The sequence below is a fragment of the Winogradskyella helgolandensis genome, from assembly GCF_013404085.1.
In the GTDB taxonomy this organism is placed as follows: Bacteria; Bacteroidota; Bacteroidia; order Flavobacteriales; family Flavobacteriaceae; genus Winogradskyella; species Winogradskyella helgolandensis.
In genome coordinates, this window is the sequence record NZ_JABFHO010000001.1 from 2,964,418 (window position 1) to 2,986,453 (window position 22,036).

Sequence of the window (22,036 nt, forward strand, 5' to 3'; positions counted from 1 at the left end):
TCATTGTATCTTTATAAGTATGAAATTAAGTCACTATGTTATAGCACTGGGCTGTATTAGCTTAAGTAATTGCAGTAATCATACAAAAGACAATTGTATAAAAAATACATTTCAAGTTACAGCCACAGCCTACAACTCATTAGCATACCAAACCAATTCTAATCCAAATATCACTGCGTTTGGTGATAGTTTAAAACCTGGCTTACGATACATTGCTGTATCTCGCGATTTACTAGATTCTGGTTTAATACATAACACCAAGGTGAAAATTCAAGGCTTTGATAGTTTATTCACCGTTAAAGATAAAATGAATCGTCGCTATCGAAAACGCATTGATATTTATATGGACAATGATGTGATAAAAGCAATAAAATGGGGCAAAAAGAAAGTTGTTATTGAATATTGTATTCAACCAAAAGATTCAATAACTAATTAGAACGTTTTACCATAATTTCCGAAACTATAAAAGGATAGGCTTTCTGAACCGCAACTAATTCACCTTTTGTTAGTTGATCAGGAGTTTTTTTAAAAATTTCTTTAGTATAGCGTGTTCTTAAATCATAATAAGCTCTTGTGATTTCATCTTGCACAGAAATGAATAAATCATATTTAGTTAAAGCATCATGACTTAAGGAAATTACAGCCACTTTAGGATGATCAGATGAGTCTTTAGATTGTGCACCCTCACAAAAATCACAAGAATCGCTGCCATTATTATCAATAAAGGCTTCAACAATGTCTTTTACCTCTTCTAATTTTACAATGTCCGTGTCAATCATAATTTGTTGATTGTCGTTCATGGAAATTTGCAATAAATTCCGATCAGGAATATCTGCTGTGCAGTCTGGAGTATCACAAATAGGAGGTAACTTTCGCAAAATACCTTTGTCTGCAGAAATTGTGGTTGTTACTAAAAAGAAAATGAGTAACAAAAAAGCAATGTCTGCCATAGATCCTGCATTAACCGATACAGAATGTCTTTTAAATGATTTCATAATATTATATATTTAAATGTTAATGAAATCTTAAATACAATAACAGTACCAATCTTTTTAAATCTTGTTAACAATTCATTCCGTAAACCTTTACAATGTGCTATTTTTGCGAAATTAATCAAGTGCAAAAATTAGTTTATGTCGTCAGAAACCGAAATCATTCCACAAAATGCAACTGAGAAAAGCCTCTATGATTATCAGATCAAGGACCTTAATCGCATTTTTGATGTAATGCGAGATGAGTCTGATGATTTTAATCTCTTATATCAATTACCAACAGGAGGTGGTAAAACCGTTATTTTTTCTGAAATCGTTAGACGTTATGCTGAGCAACATCAGAAAAAAGTAGTTATTTTAACACATAGAATTGAGCTTTGTAAGCAGACTTCTAATGTATTGTCTGGTTTTAATGTTAAGAATAAAGTTATTAATAGTAAGGTAAAAACACTTCCTGATCAAGATGAGTATCAGTGCTTTGTAGCTATGGTTGAAACCTTAAATAATCGCTTGTCTGACAATGATTTTGAGTTAAAAAATATTGGTTTAGTAATTATTGATGAAGCTCATTATAATTCATTCAGAAAACTATTTAAGTTTTTCGAAAATTGTTTTATACTAGGTGTTACAGCCACGCCATTGAGTAGTAATATCAAATTACCAATGAAAGATAATTACAACAAGTTAATTGTTGGTGATGATATTTCGACTTTAATTAAAAATGGATTTTTGGCTAAAGCAGAAGTTTCTAATTATGATGTTGGATTAACCTCTTTAAAAATTGGCATTAACGGTGATTATACCGTTAAATCTTCAGAAGCTTTATATACTAATAGCTTAATGCAATCCAAGCTATTAATGGCTTATGAGGAAATGGCAAAAGGCAAAAAAACACTTATTTTTAATAATGGTATTTATACATCTAAAGAAGTTTATCATACATTTAAAAAGGCTGGTTATAACGTTAGGCATTTAGATAATACAGCGAATAAGCAAGATCGTAAAGACATTTTAAAATGGTTTAAAAAGACACCAGATGCTGTTTTGTCTTCTGTAAGTATATTAACTACTGGTTTTGATGAGCCCTCTGTGGAATCTATAATTTTAAATAGAGCCACACGGTCGTTAACGTTATACTTTCAAATGATTGGTCGTGGTAGCCGAATTTACAAAGATAGAAATACGTTTCAGGTCATAGATTTAGGAAATAATGAAGCTCGTTTTGGGCCTTGGGATCAGCCTGTAGATTGGCAACATATTTTTAAACATCCAGATTATTATTTAGAAAATATTGTAGAAGACGATTTACTAGAGCGTGATTTTGTTTATACGATGCCAGATTCATTAAAGGTGAAATTTAAAAAATCATATACCTTAAATTTTGATGTGAAGGCAGAGTATAAAAACGTTATTAACGAAGGCAAAAAGTCGTTTACAGTAATTGAGCGTTCCATTGCGCAACATTCACAAATATGTATTGATAATAGCGAAGATGTTTATGATGCTAGAGATTTAACTAAAGAGCTTCAAGATGAAATTGCCTTTAGAATAAAACAATACTGCTATTGCATAATGAACAGTACTCAAAACTACAAAGAATGGCTATTTGAAGAATATAATAGAAAGTTAAGAATTAGCTTTAATGGGAAGTTTTAACTTTTTTTTGTAAAGATTTCTGAATTTATACCTTTAATTTGAAATAGGTACGATTTTTGTAATTTAACAAGCATATACTTTAAATCAATAATATAAAAGTGAAAACGAGTTATATCATAGCATTTTTATTCTGCATTTTTTGCAGTACAACTGTATTTGGCCAAGTTATAAAGGATAAAGAAACTAAATCTATTCGTATACCTGCAGAAGAATCTAAGAAGAAAAAAGATTCCGCTTTAGTTAAAGTCAAGGTCGCACCAATTTTAAAAAAGGAAGAAGAAAAGTCTAATGGTACTTCAAAGGACAACGAAGAAAAATTTGTAATTAGAGAAACCGAGAAACCATTTTCTATGACTGAGAACGATGGTTTAAAAAGTCCTGGTGAAATTTATGAAAAGCGTTGGAATAAAGAAGCTGTAAAAGGTGGCATAGTTAGAACTATGTCTGATCAGTTTTTAGGTGAACATAAAGTAGATACCAAATTTGTAAATATTGTTTGTAGAGATCATCAATATCCTGATGGTGACCGTGTTCAAATTTTATTGAATGGAAGCATTGTTAAACATAATTTGTTACTTACGGGTAGCTATAGACGAGTAGAAGTTAACTTAGCAGAAGGAAAAAACACAGTTGATATCGTGGCTTTAAATCAAGGTGAATCTGGTCCAAATACAGCTGAATTTGTGGTTTATGATGATAAAGGTAATGTGATTTCTTCTAAAGAATGGAACTTATTGACTGGTGTAAAAGCAACAATTATTTTTCAAAACGAAAAAGTAGTTATTACGGAAAAAACAGCTAGTACAACTGAAGAAACGTCTAGTAACTGATTGGTAAAACCTCAGCAGGTTTCATTACTCCTAATTTATAGTCACCAATCCGAACTCTTACTAACCGTAATGTTGGCAAACCAACTTTGGCTGTCATTTTTCGGACCTGTCTAAACTTTCCTTCCGTTATAGTAATGGAGAGCCATGATGTAATGCCATGACGTTGATCTCGGACAAAACGTTCAAAAACATGTGATGTATCGGTTAAAATTTTGGCCTCACAAGGTTTCGTTTTATACGCTTTTCCTTCAACAGAAATTTCAACACCATTTTCTAATTCTGAAATAATTTCGGGTATTATTAGTCCATCGACCATCACATGGTATTCTTTTTCTATTGCAGAACTTGTAATGTAATTACTGAATTTGCCATCTGTAGTTAACAACAATAAACCTTCAGATTTTTCATCTAATCGGCCAACAGCCATAGTTTCATTTGGAAAATCATTGAGTTCGCCTAAAAGTTTTTTAGATTTACGCTTCGTTTGGTGATTTACAAATTGACTTAAATAGCCATAAGGTTTGTATAATTTAAAGTAGCTGTGTTCTTTCATACTTACCAAAAGGTTATAAAACATTTTACGAGTTTTGTCTCATTATATTTTAACCAGACTAATGGTGAACGTTTAGCTTCAATATCTCTTTGAATCTTCATTTTAATAGTATCGTAATCCTGCCAAATCACGTCATTATGAGGTGCAATAAGCCAATCTAATTTTTGAGGGATATAAAATTTCAATTCCTTAAAAATAGAAATAGATTCAAAAGACAGATAAAAACCAGAAACACAATTTTCGTTTAGCGCCTCAAATTTAACTTTTGAATCATAATAGGGTAGGAACAATTGCGCTTTAAAACAAAGCTGCTGTGAAACATTTGCGATATCAATATTATATTGAGCAAGTTGTTTGCTAGTCTCATTATTATAGAGAAGCGGAAACTGTTTATTTTTAAGTTTATCTAGTTTATAACAAAGCGAATCGTTTCTATTAGGTCCAATCCAATAGGAGAGAGGCTCGCTGTAAGATTCTAACGTATCATATAGATAGAATTTATAAACCACTTCAAGATGAATAGGCGTGTCATTTAAAATATATAGCCCATCTAACTCCCCAATGGTCTTACGATCTTTTTGGATTTGTAAATTTTCTGAAATCCATTTTACGGACTTATTTTGTTGTAATTGGTAAAACACAAATTCCTCTACTAGTTTACCTAAACGCTGATTTTTAAAGGCGAAATCATCAACTTCAAGTTCAATTTTAGAACTGAGTTCGGTCAATCCTATATGAGGTAAACTACTAATTTTAAATAATGAAGGAGTTTTTACGTACCCATTATAACGTAATAAAGTGCTTTGATCCATAGAGGATTAAAAGTATAACTATTTTATCAAAACAATACTTGTCTTAAGCATTATTGTTATACTCTTTTAGAACACTTTATTTTAAAGATGCTTTATATCAGAACTATCAATTTCAAAATATTTAAGGACTTCTGTAACCGTTGTAATATGTTCGGTTTTGTCACCATTTAATATAATAGCGCCTCTAAAAGCTTTTGGATTATTTATTAAAATGGTTACATAATCATTGGTATCAAAATTAGAATCATCATCTATATTTTTTATTTTAGAAAAATCTATAAATTTATTAATTCCAACATTAAGATCAGTAGCCAATTCTTGCCATTGTGTAGGCGTTGGCATTGTATCATTAAGGTTAATCATTAAAATTTTTTTCCCTGAAGCTTTTAAATACCCTTCAAGTTGATTTCCAAAGTCTGAATCACTTGCATAAATGCAATTTATTTGATTTTTATCTCTACTAATTACTCCCATATATTAATACGTTTTCATTTTATCTTTACGTTTCTCTAATTGACGCAGCAAGTCATTAACCGTTTCTGAAATAGCATCATAAAAATTATCATGCGATGATTCTGCAAATAATCGCGGACCGGGAGCACTCAATCTTATACTACATATTTTACCAGTTTCATCATCACTAGTATTTTCCGTTTTAAAAAATACATCGGCTCTAATCACAAAGTTGTAACGTGTAAATACTGTTTCTAATTTTTCCGTAGCATGTGCTTCTAAGCGATCACTTGTCTCTATATCGTGGTATTCAAATATAATATCCATAAGTTCTGTTATTTTAATTAAGGTTAAAATTATTCAAATCTCATCTGATTACTTAACTGATATCAAATCGATTTTAACGTAATAACATATGGTATTAAATAGTAGTGTTATAGAGCATTGGAATAAAATCCGAAAACCTAACGAAAGTCATATTTTTTATTTCAAACAAAAAGTATCTTTAGTCATATCATATTTTAAACAATATCTAACTCTCTAAAAATCACATAGCTTATGAAAGTATTTGATGATAAACATATTAAAAATGTGGCGTTTGTTGGTACGCATCGTGCTGGTAAAACCACATTGTCTGAGACCATGTTATTTGAAGCAGGTCTAATTAACAGACGTGGCACAGTAGAACAGCAAAATACCATATCGGATTACCATGAATTTGAGCACCAACGCGGTGCTTCTGTTTTTGCAACACCTTTGCATACAGAATGGAGGAACTATAAAATTAATATTATCGATACACCAGGTTTAGATGATTTTATAGGAGAAATAATGTCTTCTATTCGTGTTGCTGATACCATTGTAACGGTTATCAATGCAAAGCATGGTGTTGATATAGGCACAGAAATTATTTGGAATTACGTCGATAAATATCACAAACCAACACTTTTTGTAATCAATAAAATTGATAGTGAAAAGGCTAATTTTGAATTGAGTCTCAATAGCTTAAAAGAATTAGTAGGTAACAATGCTGTTTTAATGCAATACCCAATTAAAATTGATAGAGCACAATGTATTATTGATGTGCTTAAAATGAAATGCTACAAATTTGGACCCGAAGGAGGGAAGCCTGAAAAGTTAGCAATTCCTGAAGATCAAAAAGTATATGCAGACCAACTTCATAATGAACTCGTAGAAAAAGCGGCTGAAAATGATGAAGATCTTATGGAACGTTATTTTGATAAAGGAACACTTAACGAAAACGAATTAAGAGAAGGTATAAAACTAGGCATGTTAAATCATGATATCTTTCCTATATTTTGTGTATCTGCATTAAAAGATATGGGGACAGGCCGTTTAATGGGCTTTATTGATAATGTTGCTCCAGCAGCAGCTGATTTAAATCCAGAACAAACTATTGAAGGTAAACTTATAAAACCCGAATTAAATGCAGATACATCCCTTTTTGTATTTAAAAATATTCATCAACCCAATTTAGGACAGATTACGTTTTTTAAAGTTATGTCTGGTGAAGTTAAGATTAACGATAAGCTTTTTAATACAAGAACTGGTGAGTTAGAGGCTATAAATCAACTTTATATTATGGATGGAAAGCAGAAGCACTCTGTTCAGAAACTAACCGTTGGTGATATTGGAGCCACAACAAAATTAAAGTTTACTGAAACTAACGACACTTTAGCGACCAAAGTAGAAGCAGGAACTATAAAACCAATTAATTTCCCTCAACCAAGATTGGTAAAGGCCGTTTTTGCAGAAAGCACTACTGAAGAAGAGAAACTTAGCGATGCATTAAGACGAATGCATAGTCAAGATTTAACGATTGATTTAAGTTATAACGATGAGACACATCAAACGTTAATTGGAACACAAGGTGAACTGCATTTAGCAACTATAGTCTGGATATTGGAGAATATTTATGATGTAAAAGCACGTTTTGAAGCTCCTAAAATTTCATATCGTGAAACCATTCAACGGAGTGCAACAGCAAATTACAGGCACAAAAAGCAGAGTGGAGGATCCGGACAATTTGGTCAGGTGCATTTAAAAATTGAACCTTATTATGAAGGTATGCCAGAACCAGAAGGTTTTTCTCTAAGAGGAAAAGAGGTAGTGGACTTACCTTGGGGTGGAAAATTAGTATTCTATAATTGTATTGTTGGTGGTGTAATAGACCAACGCTATTTACCTTCTGTAATGAAGGGGATTTTAGATGTTATGGAATCTGGACCGTTAACTGACTCTTATATTAGAGATATTAGAGTTATGGTTTACGATGGAAAAATGCATGCTGTTGATTCTAATGATATCTCGTTTAAAATTGCTGGTGCATATGCTTTTAAAGCTGCCTTTTTAAATGCAAACCCTAAATTATTAGAGCCTATTGAAAAAATGAAACTGACTGTGCCAGGAGAAATGGTTGGTAACGTAATGACAGAATTGCAAAGCAGACGTGCTATCATTCAAGGTATAGAGAATGAAGCAAATTATCAGATACTAAAATGTACCATGCCGGCTTCTGAATTAACAGATTTTTCTAGTCAGTTACGCTCATTAACACAGGGTAGAGCTACCTATAGTTCAAGTTTTGATGGTTATAATACTGTACCAAGTCATATTCAGAAACAATTAGTAAAAGAACAAGAATTAGTAACCACTTAAAACATTAAAGTTATGCAAAGTAAAATATTGTATTTAAGCGATTTAAAGTTTAATATAGAAACATGGAAACGTGAATTACGGTTTCATTTTAATGAAATGGATACGTTTCAGGAAAAGTTAGAAGAATTAGTCCCTCGTCTAGATGATTCATTTGGATTTAAGAAATTAGAAGTTTTTCAAAATCGAATAATGATAGAAAAAGATGCCATTAAAAAATTAATGCACAGATGTAGAAATAAAATGGCAACAATCAATACTTCAGATTTTAATGAAGCTATAGATGGTCGACTTCAAAATGAACAGCATACTTTAAAAGAAGATATGCGGACGTACATAAAAATGCATTATGATTTAAAGGAAGATCTCATGGATTTCTTCATTGAGGTAGTATAGCCTTTAAAACTTGAAATATATGGAATAAAAAAACGCAAAATCCATTATGGGTTTTGCGTGTTCTTGAAGTTGTATTGGTGCTATCTAATAATAACAAAAACCTATCTATAGTAACTCTGACTAGTTCCTTTAGTACAGGCACAATTACTTGCTCCTTGTAAAAAGTCTAATCCAATTGTTATCATATGTGTTCCAGAATTAAAACCAGATAAATCGTTCATTGTTAGTTGATATGAATATGCAAAAAAGAATTGATTGAAAGTTATACCTGCCATTGGACCAATGTTTAAAGGCTTCATGAATTGATCATTTAAAAAACGGTAAGATCCTCCTACAAAATAATAATCTCCTTTTCTATTAAATTTTCTGTATTTAAAGTTGATATCGGTACTAGATCGTTTATCGCTATCAAACATTTGTACAAATACAGATGGCTCAAATTCTACATCTTTATTATTTCGACTTTTAATTACTACACCTGTATAAAATTGATAATTCAATAACTTACTTGGTTCAACACCTAAATATTGGTCAATATCTTTGTTTAAAAAGTTATTAGCATTAAAGCTTAAATAAAAGGCTTTCCAACGGTATAAAATTCCGGCGTCAAAGTTGTTGTTAGATATTCCTCTATCATCCGTAATAGCTGGATCTAAAATAGGAATGTCATAGGTGGTATTAAAATTCTCTATTTCAACTCTAAAACTATTAATATTATAAGATAAACCAAAGGATAAGAACTGCTTCGTTTTATAATCTAAAGTCAAATGATGAGCAAAAGAAAACTTAACTCCTTTTTGACGTGTGTTACCATTCTTATCATTATATGCAGATATTCCAATTCCTGAACGATCAGCGATTCTAAAATCAGCATATACAGATTGATTATCTGGTGCATTTTTTATACCAACCCACTGCGTTAATCCGTTGGCTCTAATTTTTAAATTATCGCCAATTCCTGCATAAGTAGGTGAAATAACAAAATCGTTATCGGCCAAATATTGTGTCCATACAGGTAAGTTTAATTCTTGACCATAACTCTGAGCAAAGACCAAAAAAAGAATATAAAGGGGAAATTTTTTCATGATGTTATCTTATAAAGTTCTTAGCAATTATCTATAAAGTGTAAAATGTCCAACAAATTCTTTGTCGTGTGTAGAATCATTCGTTTTAACAACAAACCAATAATCACCAGTAGGCAATTCATTACCCATGTATTTACCATCCCAAGCTTCACCAACACGATAGGTTGCTATTTTACGACCATAGCGATCAAATATATCGAAGGTTAGATTTGGATAATTTTCGGTACATCCTGGTGCCCAAGTATCAAATTTATCATCATTATTTGGTGTAAACCAATTAGGAATACAAATGTCTTGAAACTCTAATTCTACTTGTATGGTTGCAAAACAGCCACTACTATCCGTTACCGTAATAGTATATAATCCGGATTCATAAATGATAAATGAGTTTTCATAGCCATAATCCTCATCGTTGATGGTAAATTGATAATCACCTGTACCACCTGCCGCGTTTGCTATGTATTCATTTAGATCACCTTCTGCTAAATCCAAGGTTACTGGGTCAGCCATTTCAATATCAAAAAAGTCAGTTGTTTGAATACATCCATTTGTATGTCTAACATCTATAAAATGATTCGTTCCTACTGGTACATTTATAAATTTGTTATCAGATTGATAAGGCCCACCATTTAATGAATAATCAAGTTGATCTAAATCATCAATTGAAGCATCTACTGTAACAGTTACGATGTTTCCTTGTAAATTATTATCACAGACAGATTCAATTAAAATTTCTGGTTGTATGCTTACAGATTCAGGGAAAGTAATGTTCCATTCCGACTCACATCCTTCTGCATCTCTTACAAACACCGTATGATCACCACCTGTTAAATTTGAAAAGTCAAATTCAGTTTGTGCTGCACTTCCTGTCGTGTAAACGCCATCGTAATCATCTAAACTCACACTATAAGGCAGTGTACCACCAGAAATAGCAATACTAAATTCGCCATCAACATCTCCTGCACAAACTTCTGGGAAGAATGAATCTGCAACAATGCTTAATATTACAGGAGTTGGTTCTGTTATCGTGAAATTGAAAGTTAAATAACAACCCAATTCATCTTGTACAATAATATTGTAATCTCCAGGCTCTAAATCTTCAAATGTACTGGTTTCAAAAAATTGATTGAGTTGAGGTGAAATGGCATATTTAATAATTCCGGTACCACCTGACGCTGTAATTTCAACCGATCCATTATTGTTTCCTGCACAACTTACATTATTAACTACTATTGAAGCATCGAGTGGAGCATCTGGTTCAGTAATACTGATCGATGCAGACGTTGCGTTACAATCTCCACTTTCAACAAGTACAATATAATCGCCTGCAAAAAGATCTGTGAAATAACCAGGTGTGAGTTCTGTTGCAATTACATCATTACCTAAATTATCTTGTAACGTGTAGGTGTAATTTCCTAATCCACCAATAGCAGTTGCTAAAATGGTTCCATTATTATCTCCTGCACAATTAATTATTGGATTGGTAGATTCTAAAGTCACTTCTAAAGTCGGTAAAGGATCTACTGTAATTTCGTTAGAAACATTAGTTACACAGCCATTGGCATCTCTTACGTAATATGAATACGTTCCATCTGAAACACTGAATGTTGTTGATGTTGTAAACGTTCCTATGATTGGCGAAAATGATGGATTATCACTATAAGAATATAATCCTGTTCCACCAGTGGCACTTAATGTTAACGTAGATTCCGTTAAACAGGTTTGTGTCGTTGTTCTTACCAAACTAGATTCAATTGGTGTAGGTTCAGTAATCACCATATTTACAGAAGAAAACTCACAACCATATCCATCTGTAATTCTTACAAAATAAGTTCCAGGTCCTAAGTTTTCAAAGACATTTGAAGTTTGTGGTCCAGAAACACTTGGTGTTGGTGAAACCGTATTTAAAGTATAACTATAATTTGAACCTTGACCACCAGTAACATTCGTAATGGTAATACTAGCATCTTGATCTCCAAAACAAGATAGAACAGTGGTGTTTGGCGTAAATGTCGCAGCAATTGGAGTAGGAGTCTCTAAAGTTATACTTTCAGAAACGATACAGCCACCTGCATCTCTAACATTTACAGTATATGTTCCTGCAGACAATTCTGAAAAAGAACCGTTAGAAGAATAAGCTACAGTTGCAGCACCAGTTAATTCGTATTCATAATCTCCCCAACCACCAGTGGCGATGGCTGTAATTGTACCTTCATTATCATTACAGGTTACATTCGACGTTTCTGAAACATTAAGTGTCATGCCATCTAATGGAGATGCAATAATGACATTTGCTGTTGCTGAACAGAATGGAATATCAGTTTCAGTAATGACTACTGAAAACGTTCCAGCTTCCATTCCTGTTACTAGTTCAGGATTAGTTGAGGTATTAGCATTTACAATTCCTGTTATAGAAGTTCCTAAATTATCAAATACTTCATAGGTATAAGCGCCAGAATAGTTGGCTATATTTATTTCAAAGGATCCAGAATTATCACCAAAACAAGTGATTTCATATGGAGTTAATGTGAACGTTGGAAGTATGGCTTGAGAAACTGAAACAGACACTTCTTCAGTACATAAGGTAACGGTGTCTGTAATTGTAATTGTATAACTTCCTGAAGGCACTCCAGAAAACACATTTCCTGTTAGACTTATTGAAGCCGGACTTGGTAAAATGCTATAAGCATATGATCCAGATCCTCCAGAACCTGTTACTGTAATTTCACCATCATCATCATTACAAGATGGAAAAGCAGTTACTTCTGGTGTTATTAAGATTGGAGCAACAACATCTATTGACACGGTATTACCACAACCATTAACATCTTGAATTTCTATGGTATGTGTTCCTGAATATAAATTTGAAAGTGTGAAAGGGAATGTTTGTGATTGAAATGCTCCTCCATTAATACTCACGCTATAAGGTGACATACCAGGTGTGTCTAATGTAACATCAATTTCATATTCGCCTTCTGCAACGGTACATTGATTCGTTAAGGTTGCTGAAATCACTGGAGTTGGATCTCCATTTAAAACTTGAATAGGGCTCGTAACAATACAGTGATAAGCATCAATTACATGAACATAATAACTACCAGCATCCATATTAAATGTGCTTGAAGCATCCCAAGCAGCATCTGTCGCTAATGGAGCAGCAGGTGTTGTCGTAATTTGATATTGATAAGGAGGTGTTCCGTTTGAACCGATAGCACTTATGATTCCTGAGTTAGGATTACAATTTGCATTCTGATCAATTGAAACTGCTAACTCTAATAAGAAAGCGGATTCTGTAATATTAAAAGGTACCGTAACAACACCACAACCAGCATTTGGTCCTGAAGTTTCACTAATTGAAACAAAATAGTTTCCAAAAGGTAATGGTCCTAATTCCGTAACGCTCAACGAACCATTTGCTGGTACAGACCCTGAACCAGTAATACCTGTTGTCGCTAAACTTAAAGAATTAAAAACTTCATAATTTACAGAAACAGCACTTCCATAAACGCTATTAACTGTAAATGATACGTTACCATCTGCACTACCTGTACATGTAATATTATTAGCACTAACTGCTGATGCGGTTAATGTTGAATTTGTTGGAATAGGAACCGTTGCAGGCTCGTAATAACTACAGTTTGTAGATTGATCAAATACAATAAATGTGTATACTACACCAGGAATTAATCCTGTAAATGTTGCAGATTCACTGCCAGGAGTATCTTCTGCTAGCCAAGTTCCTGTTGGATATTCAAAACCTGGACCTTCGTATATACTAAAGAAGAATGGCCCTGCACTTGTAAGCGTTGAACCTATGCTTACTTCAGCTTCACCACCTGTTGCACAATTAACAGTAGCCGTAATATCAATATCTAAATCTGTTGGAGGCGACGCCACCAATACATCTTGAACTAAAATAGAACAACCATTAGCATCAACCACATTAATTTGATATAACCCAAAATCAACCACATCAAAACTAACCGATGTTGAACCTATATTATTAAGTTCAGAATTTGAATAGCCATTTGTACCTGTTACAAAATAGTTATATGGAGGTGTTCCTCCTGTAACTGAATTTACAATTACTGAACCTTGAGAAACTCCACCTGCACCACATGTGATATCTATAGCATCATAATCTACAACTATAGCGTCTGGTTGATCAATAGTTACAGTTTCAGTTGTTGTACACATTTTTGAATCTGTAAGCGTTACTGTATATAGTCCTGCTGGTAAGCTAGACGTTTGTGTTCCGTAATTTGTTCCTGTTGTATCGTTATTTACATTAATAGTGAAAGGAGGTGTGCCAACCGAAGTATCGATAGTAACATCAATCGCTCCATTAGTATCTCCATTACAAAGAATTGGTTGTGTTTGCGCCACTAAACTTAAAGCTGGTAACGATAATGGGTTCACAGTAAGTAGTGATGATGTTGCAGAACAACCATTAGCATCAGTAATTTCAAATTGATACGTTCCTGCATTTGTTGTCGAATATGTAAAAGGTGTTCCTGTAACTCCTAAAGATGCATAAGCTGCACCATTTATTGATACTGAATAGGTGTAAGGTGCAGGTCCAGAAATAGTTCCTGTTATTACTGCATCTGGCGAAGCAGTACAATCCAAATCGTCAGTCAAAACAACAGATAAGGTTGGAGTAGGAATAGGACTTACGGTATAGGATTCGCTATATACACATTCATTTTCATCTTTTACTTGGAACGTATAAGTTCCAGGCTCTAAACCTGAAAAATCTGTTGATGTTTGATAAGCAGTAGCTGCCGAAGCAGGCGCTGTAATTTGATATTCTAATGTTCCTGTTCCACCCGTCGTTCCAGTTATAGAAATTGTAGACGTATTAGTAGGACAAGTAACAGGTGAATTATCAAAAGTTAAATCCGTTGGAGGATTTAAAGCTTCAACTGTTATTTGGTTCATTGCAGAAGAACAGCCACTTGCATCTTTTACAATTACTGTATATGTTCCTGCTGATAAATTATTAAAGCTATTACTACTCTGAAACGTTACACCATCAATACTATATGTATAAGGAGCAGCTCCTCCAGTAACTCCTGTTACTGTAATCGTTCCATCTGAAACACATGTAAAAGGTGCTGTTAATTCTGCAGTACCCGTAATCACAGTTGCTGAATTTATAGCAACAGTCTGTGGACTCGTTTCACAAACATCAGAACCTGACGTATATTGTAATACAACATCGTAATTTCCAACAGCTAATCCTGTAAATACATTTGAGTTTACAAAAGTAGTACCACCATCAATACTATATTCAATACTGTTACCATTGGCGTTAGTTACATTGATCGATAAAGATCCAGAATCACTGGAATCTGCACAAGCAATATCAGTAATGTCTATATTAAAGTCAGGCTCTGGAATAGCGGCAACTGAAATCGTTACATCTGTACTACAATTATTAGAATCCGTAACGGTAATATTATAAATGCCAGCTGAAGTTACAATAACCTCTGGTACAGACTGAAAATCTACAGATCCGTTGACAAAGTAAAAATAAGGAGGTGTTCCACCTACAGGATAAACTGTAATTTCACCATCAGTACAGTTTAAAGGGCTTGTTAAAGCTACGGTAGCGGTCAAAAGAGGTGGTTCTGTAATTGTAATATCCTCAGTAAATGTACAGCCATTTTCAGAAGTAATTGTTGCTGTATATGTTCCTGGGTTTAGGTTTTGAAACGTATGCGTGTTATCCATTATTGGTCCAACACTATTTACTAAAGTACCAGCTTGATGTAGTGTAAATGAATATTGTGGATCTACATCATTCGCAGCTAAATAAATTGTTCCTTTATCATCATGACAATAAGGCTGTGTTACTATAGTTGACCCTGAAAATTCGCGATCTCTAATTTGTACATCTGGAACCGTAAATACACAAGGGTTTGTTGCTACACCAACTTGTCTAATATAAGTTGAATAGGTGCCAGCAGTATTTACAGTAAATACGTTACTATCTTGAAAAGTAATACCATCTAAACTATACTCATATCCAGAAGGGACACCATTTACAGTAATACTTCCAGGTGTTGTACATATAATATCTGTAGCGTTAACAGTCGCATTTAATACGTTTTCATAAATATTGAAATAAAACTGAACAAAACAGCCACCAGGATAATTAATTGTTAACCTGAATTGTCCTGAAGTATCTGCTAAAAAGTTTGGACCTGTACCAACTTCATCCCAAGTACAAGAGGCATCTTCATTTGCACAATCTGTATTCGAAACAGCGGAACAGCTTGATTCATCTAATTTTTCCCATATAACTGAGGTAGAGTTGGCAATGTTAGTTTCAATTAATTTTGAATCTTCAGCACCACATAAAAAGATGTTTGGCAATAATTTTCCATCATTAGGACATGTCACTACTTCATCTGCATATGGTATAACAGGGTTTGTTGTATTAGAACCAAAAATCTCAACATGAAACTCTTGAATAATAGACTGACATGGAGCAACAGCTGTGTTAAAAGAGTAATAGGAGCCTGATGCGGTAGCTGTAAAGGTTTGCCCATTTCCAATGACAGGTGTTCCTGTCGGACTAGTAGACCAAGCATAAGAATCATAACCATCTGCTGCTGTTAGGTCAACACTTTCCCCACATAAAATAATATCTTGGGAAAATGTACAATTTAAATCTGCCAAAAAGTTGGTTGCTCTTGGAGATAGTAAACAGCCCGTATTAGTACTTAAACTTGGATCATCTGTAATATGGAAATTAGGGTTATAATAGCCATTGTAACTCGCAAAAGCCTGATTACTTATAATATTAGCACAAGCATTAATTAATAGATTACAAGATTCAACAACTTGTACCTCGATACGAATTTCGTAAACAGGATCATTTTCTTCAACTAAAGAGTCATCTATTGCAAAAATAATTTCTCTCGTCGCAGCATTGTAACTTACAACAGAAACCCCTGTTGGTAATACTAAATCATCAGGATAATTAAAAATAATATTTACCGGAAGAACATCTCTAATTTGAAAACTAGTAGCATTATCATTTCCTGTATTTTGAAAACCGATGACATAATTTAAAGAAGCTCCAAGACCAACATATTGATCACCAATATCATTACCTGCATCATCTTCTACAATTTTGGTTAGTACAATATTAGGTTCTATAATTTCGACTGCAAATGCAAAGAAATAGGGGAAATAGGTATCACCACTTGTTTCTAAACGAATGGTCCCAGCAGTTGCATCATTTGCAATTACTGAGTTTCCTGGATTAGGTATGGCAATAACACCAGTATCAAATCCTAAGGTATTTGTACTATTTGGGACTCTATCATTAACAGGGGTTGCATCTAATTGTGTAACTGAACTATTGAAAAAATTGGCAACTGGACGATCTGCAGTAGATAAACTAACTCCATTTAATCTTAATCGATCACCTAAAATAGGACTATCACCCTCTAAAGTTGCAAAAGCAAAGTTTGCTCTTACTGGAGCAGGAGCAGGAACAGTTCTAAAACCATCAACAGGAATATCTAATGTAGGATTACCTCCAGCAACACTAATTGCACTAAAACCATCAAAACTAGTAATTGATTTCCCTGGTAATGTAGGGTCTTCATAAACCACAAACAAGGACCAACCAGCTGATTGACCTGTTCCGTTATATGGACTAAAAGATGCCGTTCTACCTTCATCCGAAGATACATTTGCAACAGTATATGTTCCTAAGTCAGCACCAGAACCATAACTAGTCACTATTGATGTTACATCTGCAAAACAAGCATAAGAAAAACTGTCTCCACCATCTACTGTATTACTTCCTGCTTCATAAATAATAGTACCCTGAATATCATTATAACCTCCAGATGGTCCTTTAAATTTTACATCTGTTATTGGCTCATCTCCAGGATTAACAGCACCCCAATATAAACCTGCATATATAATTCTATAGCAATTAGGATTTGGAATTGTTAAATCTGCACTAGAAGAACTAAACGTAGACGCATCACTATCAATATCAATATAGGTCATGTTCACCTGATGATTATATACTGAATTATTGTTGAAGGCGTTATTGTCTGGTCCGAGAATATTATTCCCAATAAGAACAATATCTCCTTTTAAATCCTCATTAAAACGAGGAGTAAAGGGCTCATAATTTTGAGCGAAGGTTAATTGTCCCAAAATAAGTGTAAGGGCAATTATGGCTATTCTAGAAAAAGTAGGTTTTTTCATGATAATTTATTTTATTTCGTCACTTCATTTCTTGGGGCAAAGAAGAAAGCGACAGGTGGCTTAACTATTATTGGTTTTCTATTTTTACTATTGACATTTTTCCATTATATGGTCTATTTCCTTTAGCTTCTAAAGCTCTATTAGCACTTGAGATATTATCAACTTTATCATAGTAAATGTAATATTTACTTGTCGTTACATCATGAAAGAAATCGACATTAGTTCTTCCAGAAGCGATGACTTTGGTTAAAAATTCATCTCTACTTTTCACATCTCCATGAACTGCAATTATAAGATAGAAACCACTTTCAATATGATTGATATTCTTTAATATTTTAATACTATTTCCTTGTGCTTCTCCAAAATCAAAATCTTCAGCTCTTAAAGGAGTTTCTGTTAATTTAGTGGTTTCCCTTAAGTTCTTTAACATAGCTCTATCTTGGCTGTATCTATCGTCTTCACTATTAAATGCGGCACGCTTAATTCGTCTTCTTTTCTCAACCTCAGTAGCAACTTGTATCGCTTCTAATTTTGTGTCTAATTGAGATTTCACTTCGTTTGCTTTTAATTGTTCTGACTCTAATCTTTTAATTTCCTTTTTATAGAATAACGTAACTTCATCTAATGCTAAAGAACCTATAGCAACACGTTCTTCATAAAGTTTATTTAATTCATCAATCTTTTCACTACGTGTTTTTATAACATTGTCTAGATCTGACTTAATTGCTCTTAGTTTATTGTTTTCAGCAGTCACACTTTTAAATGGTTTTGGCTGAACGGTAATACCTTGATCGCTTAAATCATTTTCTTCTTTCATATCCTTAAGATCTTGATCTTTAATAGCAACAATATCATCGAATTGTTTTAATAATTCATTTTGAACTGTTTTAGATGCTTCTGTTGATTTGGATATCGTTTGCATTGACACCGCAAGTGCATCTGTTGGATTTGAAATAGCATTTTCTTTCGCAGCTTCTTCTTCTTTTAATTTTTCTTCTTCTAAAAGTTTAGCTTGAGCATCAGCTTCTTCTTTAGCCTTTTGTTCTGCTAATAATGCAGCTTGTGCATCAGCTTCTTCTTTTGCTTTTTGCTCAGCTAATAATGTAGCTTGAGCATCAGCTTCCTCTTTTGCTTTTTGCTCTGCTAATAATGCAGCTTGAGCATCAGCTTCCTCTTTTGCTTTTTGCTCTGCTAATAATGCAGCTTGAGCATCAGCTTCTTCTTTAGCTTTCTGTTCTGCTAATAATTTAGCTTGAGCAGCAGCTTCTACTTTAGCTTTTTGTTCAGCTATAAGTTTAGCTTGAGCATCAGCTTCTTCTTTAGCTTTTTGTTCTGCTAATAATGTAGCTTGAGCATCAGCTTCCTCTTTTGCTTTTTGCTCAGCTAATAATGTAGCTTGAGCATCAGCTTCTTCTTTAGCTTTCTGTTCTGCTAATAATGTAGCTTGAGCGGCAGCCTCTTCTTTAGCTTTTTGTTCAGCTAATAACGCAGCTTGAGCATCAGCTTCTTCTTTAGCTTTTTGCTCTGCTATTAGTTTAGCTTGAGCAGCAACTTCCTCTTTAGCTTTTTGTTCTGCTTGTAATTTTGCTCTAGTTTCTGCTCTTTCAGCAGCTTTCTTATCGGCTTCAATTTTATCTGTTTTGGCTTGTGCTTCCGCTAATTCTTTTATTTTTTGATCTTCTATTAATTTAGCTTGAGCTTCAGCTTCTTTTTGTTCTTTTTCCTGTGCAGCTATGATTTCAGCTTGTTTATCAGCTTCAAGTTTTGCTTTAGCATTTTGCTCTGCGACTAATTTAGCTTCAGCATCTGCTTCTGCTTTCGCTTCTACATTATTCGTAGATTTGGCTCTTGTAGTATTTGGTTTTGAAGTTTTAACTACACGACGTCTTTTAGTTCCATTTGATGACAGAATACCACTCACTTCATCCTCACGACTGTAATCATAATAATTATCGTTTTTAAATCGGTAAGCTAAAGTTATTTCATGTGAAGGACCATAATTGCTTAAATCATCAAAAGCAGTTTCAAAATTATACTCAATTGCTATTTGTGTTGTAATGTTTAATCCAACTCCGCCAGAAGCTCCATAAAGTGTATTATAACCAGCTTGTGCCCAAATCCCTTTAGGTACAGTTACCATTGCGACTGCAGATATAATGGTTTCCTCTTTTTGAAATTCAGATCGTAATAATCCAGTAAATTTACTTTCGTCAAAAAAGCCTCTGCTATCCATGTAGCCTGTGTACATTAGGTGAGCCTGAATACTTTGTTGTGGATTATCTTCAATAAGTGCTGAAGATTCAAAATTATATAAAGCCAAGTTATTTATGGATAATCCAAAATCTAAAAACTCAGTTCCATAATTTATTCCCGGATTAATGGTTAACAAAAAGTTTTCTGGGACATTTTGTAACGAAGGATCATCAAAATTAGTTACTACGTTTGCCGTGTTAACTCCACTTTTATAAGCTCCGATATTTAGTCCAAATGTTAGATTACTATCGTAGCCTAATTGTGCATTATAAGCAAAATTCAAAATACCACCAAAGGTGGTTAGTACTCCATAGTTTTGTTGAAAAAGGCCTAGTCCAGCTCCAATATTTTCACCAAATCGCCCAGAATAACTTGCTAAATAGGTGAGTGGTGCGTTTTCAAATTGTACCCATTCTCTTTTGTTATAGATACTGATGTATTTAGTTTGTTCCCTCACAAAACTAAATGTTGGGTTTATGGTATACCGATTAAAGGTTAAAGAATTTCGTGTTGGTATGGCAAGCGAAACCACTCCGTCATCTTCTTGAGCGTAGAATGTCTGTACAGAACAGAAACATAATATAAGAAGTAAGAAATGTGCTTTCATGTTATTTCACTACGGTTATTGAACCTTTTTTTGTTTTATTATCAGATGTTGTAATGATGTAATAATAGACTTGGTTAATGCTTGTTAATTTTAAATCGTTTTCTGGCCAATTGTTTAAGTAATCTTTGGTTTGTAGAACTACTTTTCCTTGGCTGTTCATTATAATTACTTCGGTATCTGTACCACTAACATATTGCGTTGGTATAATCCAGGTATCGTTAATTTGATCTCCATTTGGACTGATCAGATTTGGAATATTTATAACTTCAGGAAAAAGATCTAATTCTTCTTCAATTGAAAACAAATATTCAACAGATGTTGTACAACCCGTAGTTTGCGTAATGCTTACTACATAATCACCAAATTCAGTAGCTTCAAATGAAGCTTCCGTTGCGCTTGCGATAATATTACCATTTAAGTACCATGTGAATTCTGGATTTATTGCCGTTGAGGTTACTGTAACCAGTAATGAATCCTCTGCTGACATTTCATTAAATTCAGGGATATTAATAGAGCTATCAAATAATTCACTTATTAAATCTATAGATCCAGAAGCAGAACAGTCACCTAAATCTACTTGCACTGAAAACGTACCAGATTCATTTGTTTGATACATTTGGGTTGTAGCACCTTCTATTATATTACCATCTTTATACCATTGGTATGAAACACCACTAATTGTGCTTAATGAGGTAAGACCTTGTTCTGGACAATACGGATTCCCTAAGCTTGAAACAATAGTAGCATTGGCTTCTCCTGATACGGCTTCACTTATGGTAACTCTATTAGAAAAGGAATCTGAAGTACACGTTCCATAGTTTGTTCTCACAAAATAGGTGCCTTCTGTATCTACTGTTAAGGTTGGACCATCGGCAACAAAAGCAAATGTTGTTGGGCTAGTTTCCTTGTACCATTTAAATGTAAGGCTAGGGTATTGAAGGGGAGAATCGTTATTTCCATTTCCTGGATTATCAATAGATAATAAATAGCTACCTCCAGAACAATAGGCTCCTGTTGATACTAAGTTATTAATGGTAAATGGTGAATCTTGAATTTTAAAATAAGCCGCAAATGGAACTGATCTAGAACTTGTGGCCGCAGGCGCACTACTCTTAATTCTAATACGGTAATTTTCGCCGGCTGTTGTTTCTGGAATAGAAAAAGCTATTGTTGCTGGTGAAACAGTAACAGATCCTGCAGCTGTAGTATGTACAATTGTAGGGTCTGTAAATTCACCATCAGCATCAGACATTTCAATAGTAAATTGATTTGATGCGTTTAATGCAGATTCTGGTGAAAAAATAAATGTAGTATTATAGGTATTAAAAGAATCACTTGCACAAGCTTGACTAAAGCCTAAATTTGGCGTACCAATGACTACTTGTGCATTAGCTCGTTGTGACATAATAACGAGACATAAGCAAATTCCATATAAGAATTGTTTTAGGTAAGTAGGTTTAAGCATTAGTTTGGGAATTGTAG

14 protein-coding genes are annotated in these 22,036 nt (G+C 33.6%); 5 read left to right on the forward strand and 9 right to left on the reverse strand.

Features of this window, described 5'->3' with window-relative positions; genetic code table 11:
- Positions 1-19: 19 nt before the first annotated feature.
- The gene (locus HM992_RS12505; RefSeq protein ID WP_179319900.1) at positions 20-436 is read left to right on the forward strand and encodes a 3D domain-containing protein; all 417 of its coding nucleotides are present in this window, start codon (positions 20-22) and stop codon (positions 434-436) included.
- Here the strand turns inward: HM992_RS12505 and HM992_RS12510 are convergent.
- On the reverse strand, positions 429-995 hold the full coding sequence (locus tag HM992_RS12510; protein ID WP_179319901.1) for an ExbD/TolR family protein: 567 nt from the start codon (positions 993-995) through the stop codon (positions 429-431). The genes HM992_RS12505 and HM992_RS12510 overlap by 8 nt on opposite strands.
- Positions 996-1,133: 138 nt before the next feature.
- On the opposite strand from HM992_RS12510, the gene HM992_RS12515 reads away from it, so the two are divergent.
- Entirely contained in the window at positions 1,134-2,648 is a 1,515-nt protein-coding gene (locus HM992_RS12515) for a DEAD/DEAH box helicase (RefSeq protein ID WP_178985312.1), read from the forward strand.
- Positions 2,649-2,746: 98 nt separating this feature from the next.
- Positions 2,747-3,478 carry a hypothetical protein gene (locus tag HM992_RS12520; RefSeq protein ID WP_178985313.1) on the forward strand — a complete coding sequence of 244 codons (732 nt, stop codon included), beginning with the start codon at positions 2,747-2,749 and terminating at the stop codon, positions 3,476-3,478.
- Here the strand turns inward: HM992_RS12520 and HM992_RS12525 are convergent.
- From HM992_RS12525 to hpf, 4 genes are all read right to left on the reverse strand, one after another.
- Entirely contained in the window at positions 3,468-4,031 is a 564-nt protein-coding gene (locus HM992_RS12525; protein WP_179319902.1) for a pseudouridine synthase, read from the reverse strand. The two genes, HM992_RS12520 and HM992_RS12525, sit on opposite strands and share 11 nt — an antisense overlap.
- Positions 4,032-4,033: 2 nt before the next feature.
- Entirely contained in the window at positions 4,034-4,843 is an 810-nt protein-coding gene (locus HM992_RS12530) for a DUF1853 family protein (RefSeq protein ID WP_179319903.1), read from the reverse strand.
- 81 nt (positions 4,844-4,924) lie between these two features.
- Positions 4,925-5,317, reverse strand: coding sequence for a hypothetical protein (locus HM992_RS12535; protein WP_179319904.1), 393 nt, complete (start codon positions 5,315-5,317; stop codon positions 4,925-4,927).
- A 3-nt stretch (positions 5,318-5,320) separates the two neighbouring features.
- Entirely contained in the window at positions 5,321-5,623 is a 303-nt protein-coding gene (gene hpf, locus HM992_RS12540) for a ribosome hibernation-promoting factor, HPF/YfiA family (protein WP_179319905.1), read from the reverse strand.
- A gap of 231 nt (positions 5,624-5,854) precedes the next feature.
- Here hpf and HM992_RS12545 point away from each other — a divergent pair, with 231 nt between their 5' ends.
- Together HM992_RS12545 and HM992_RS12550 are read left to right on the forward strand one after the other, a co-directional pair.
- Positions 5,855-7,975, forward strand: coding sequence for an elongation factor G (locus tag HM992_RS12545; RefSeq protein WP_179319906.1), 2,121 nt, complete (start codon positions 5,855-5,857; stop codon positions 7,973-7,975).
- 12 nt (positions 7,976-7,987) lie between these two features.
- Complete coding sequence (locus tag HM992_RS12550; RefSeq protein WP_179319907.1) at positions 7,988-8,368, forward strand: hypothetical protein; 381 nt, start codon at positions 7,988-7,990, stop codon at positions 8,366-8,368.
- A 101-nt stretch (positions 8,369-8,469) separates the two neighbouring features.
- Here HM992_RS12550 and HM992_RS12555 read toward each other — a convergent pair whose 3' ends face one another.
- The 4 genes from HM992_RS12555 to HM992_RS12570 form a co-directional block, all read right to left on the reverse strand.
- On the reverse strand, positions 8,470-9,453 hold the full coding sequence (locus HM992_RS12555) for a PorP/SprF family type IX secretion system membrane protein (RefSeq protein WP_178985320.1): 984 nt from the start codon (positions 9,451-9,453) through the stop codon (positions 8,470-8,472).
- A gap of 27 nt (positions 9,454-9,480) precedes the next feature.
- The gene (locus HM992_RS12560) at positions 9,481-17,694 is read right to left on the reverse strand and encodes a T9SS type B sorting domain-containing protein (RefSeq protein WP_179319908.1); all 8,214 of its coding nucleotides are present in this window, start codon (positions 17,692-17,694) and stop codon (positions 9,481-9,483) included.
- A 67-nt stretch (positions 17,695-17,761) separates the two neighbouring features.
- A complete protein-coding gene (locus HM992_RS12565; RefSeq protein WP_179319909.1) occupies positions 17,762-20,554 on the reverse strand; it encodes a PorP/SprF family type IX secretion system membrane protein in 2,793 nt (930 codons plus the stop codon).
- Between the two features lies 1 nt (position 20,555).
- Complete coding sequence (locus HM992_RS12570; RefSeq protein WP_229720491.1) at positions 20,556-21,959, reverse strand: T9SS type B sorting domain-containing protein; 1,404 nt, start codon at positions 21,957-21,959, stop codon at positions 20,556-20,558.
- Positions 21,960-22,036 lie beyond the last annotated feature (77 nt).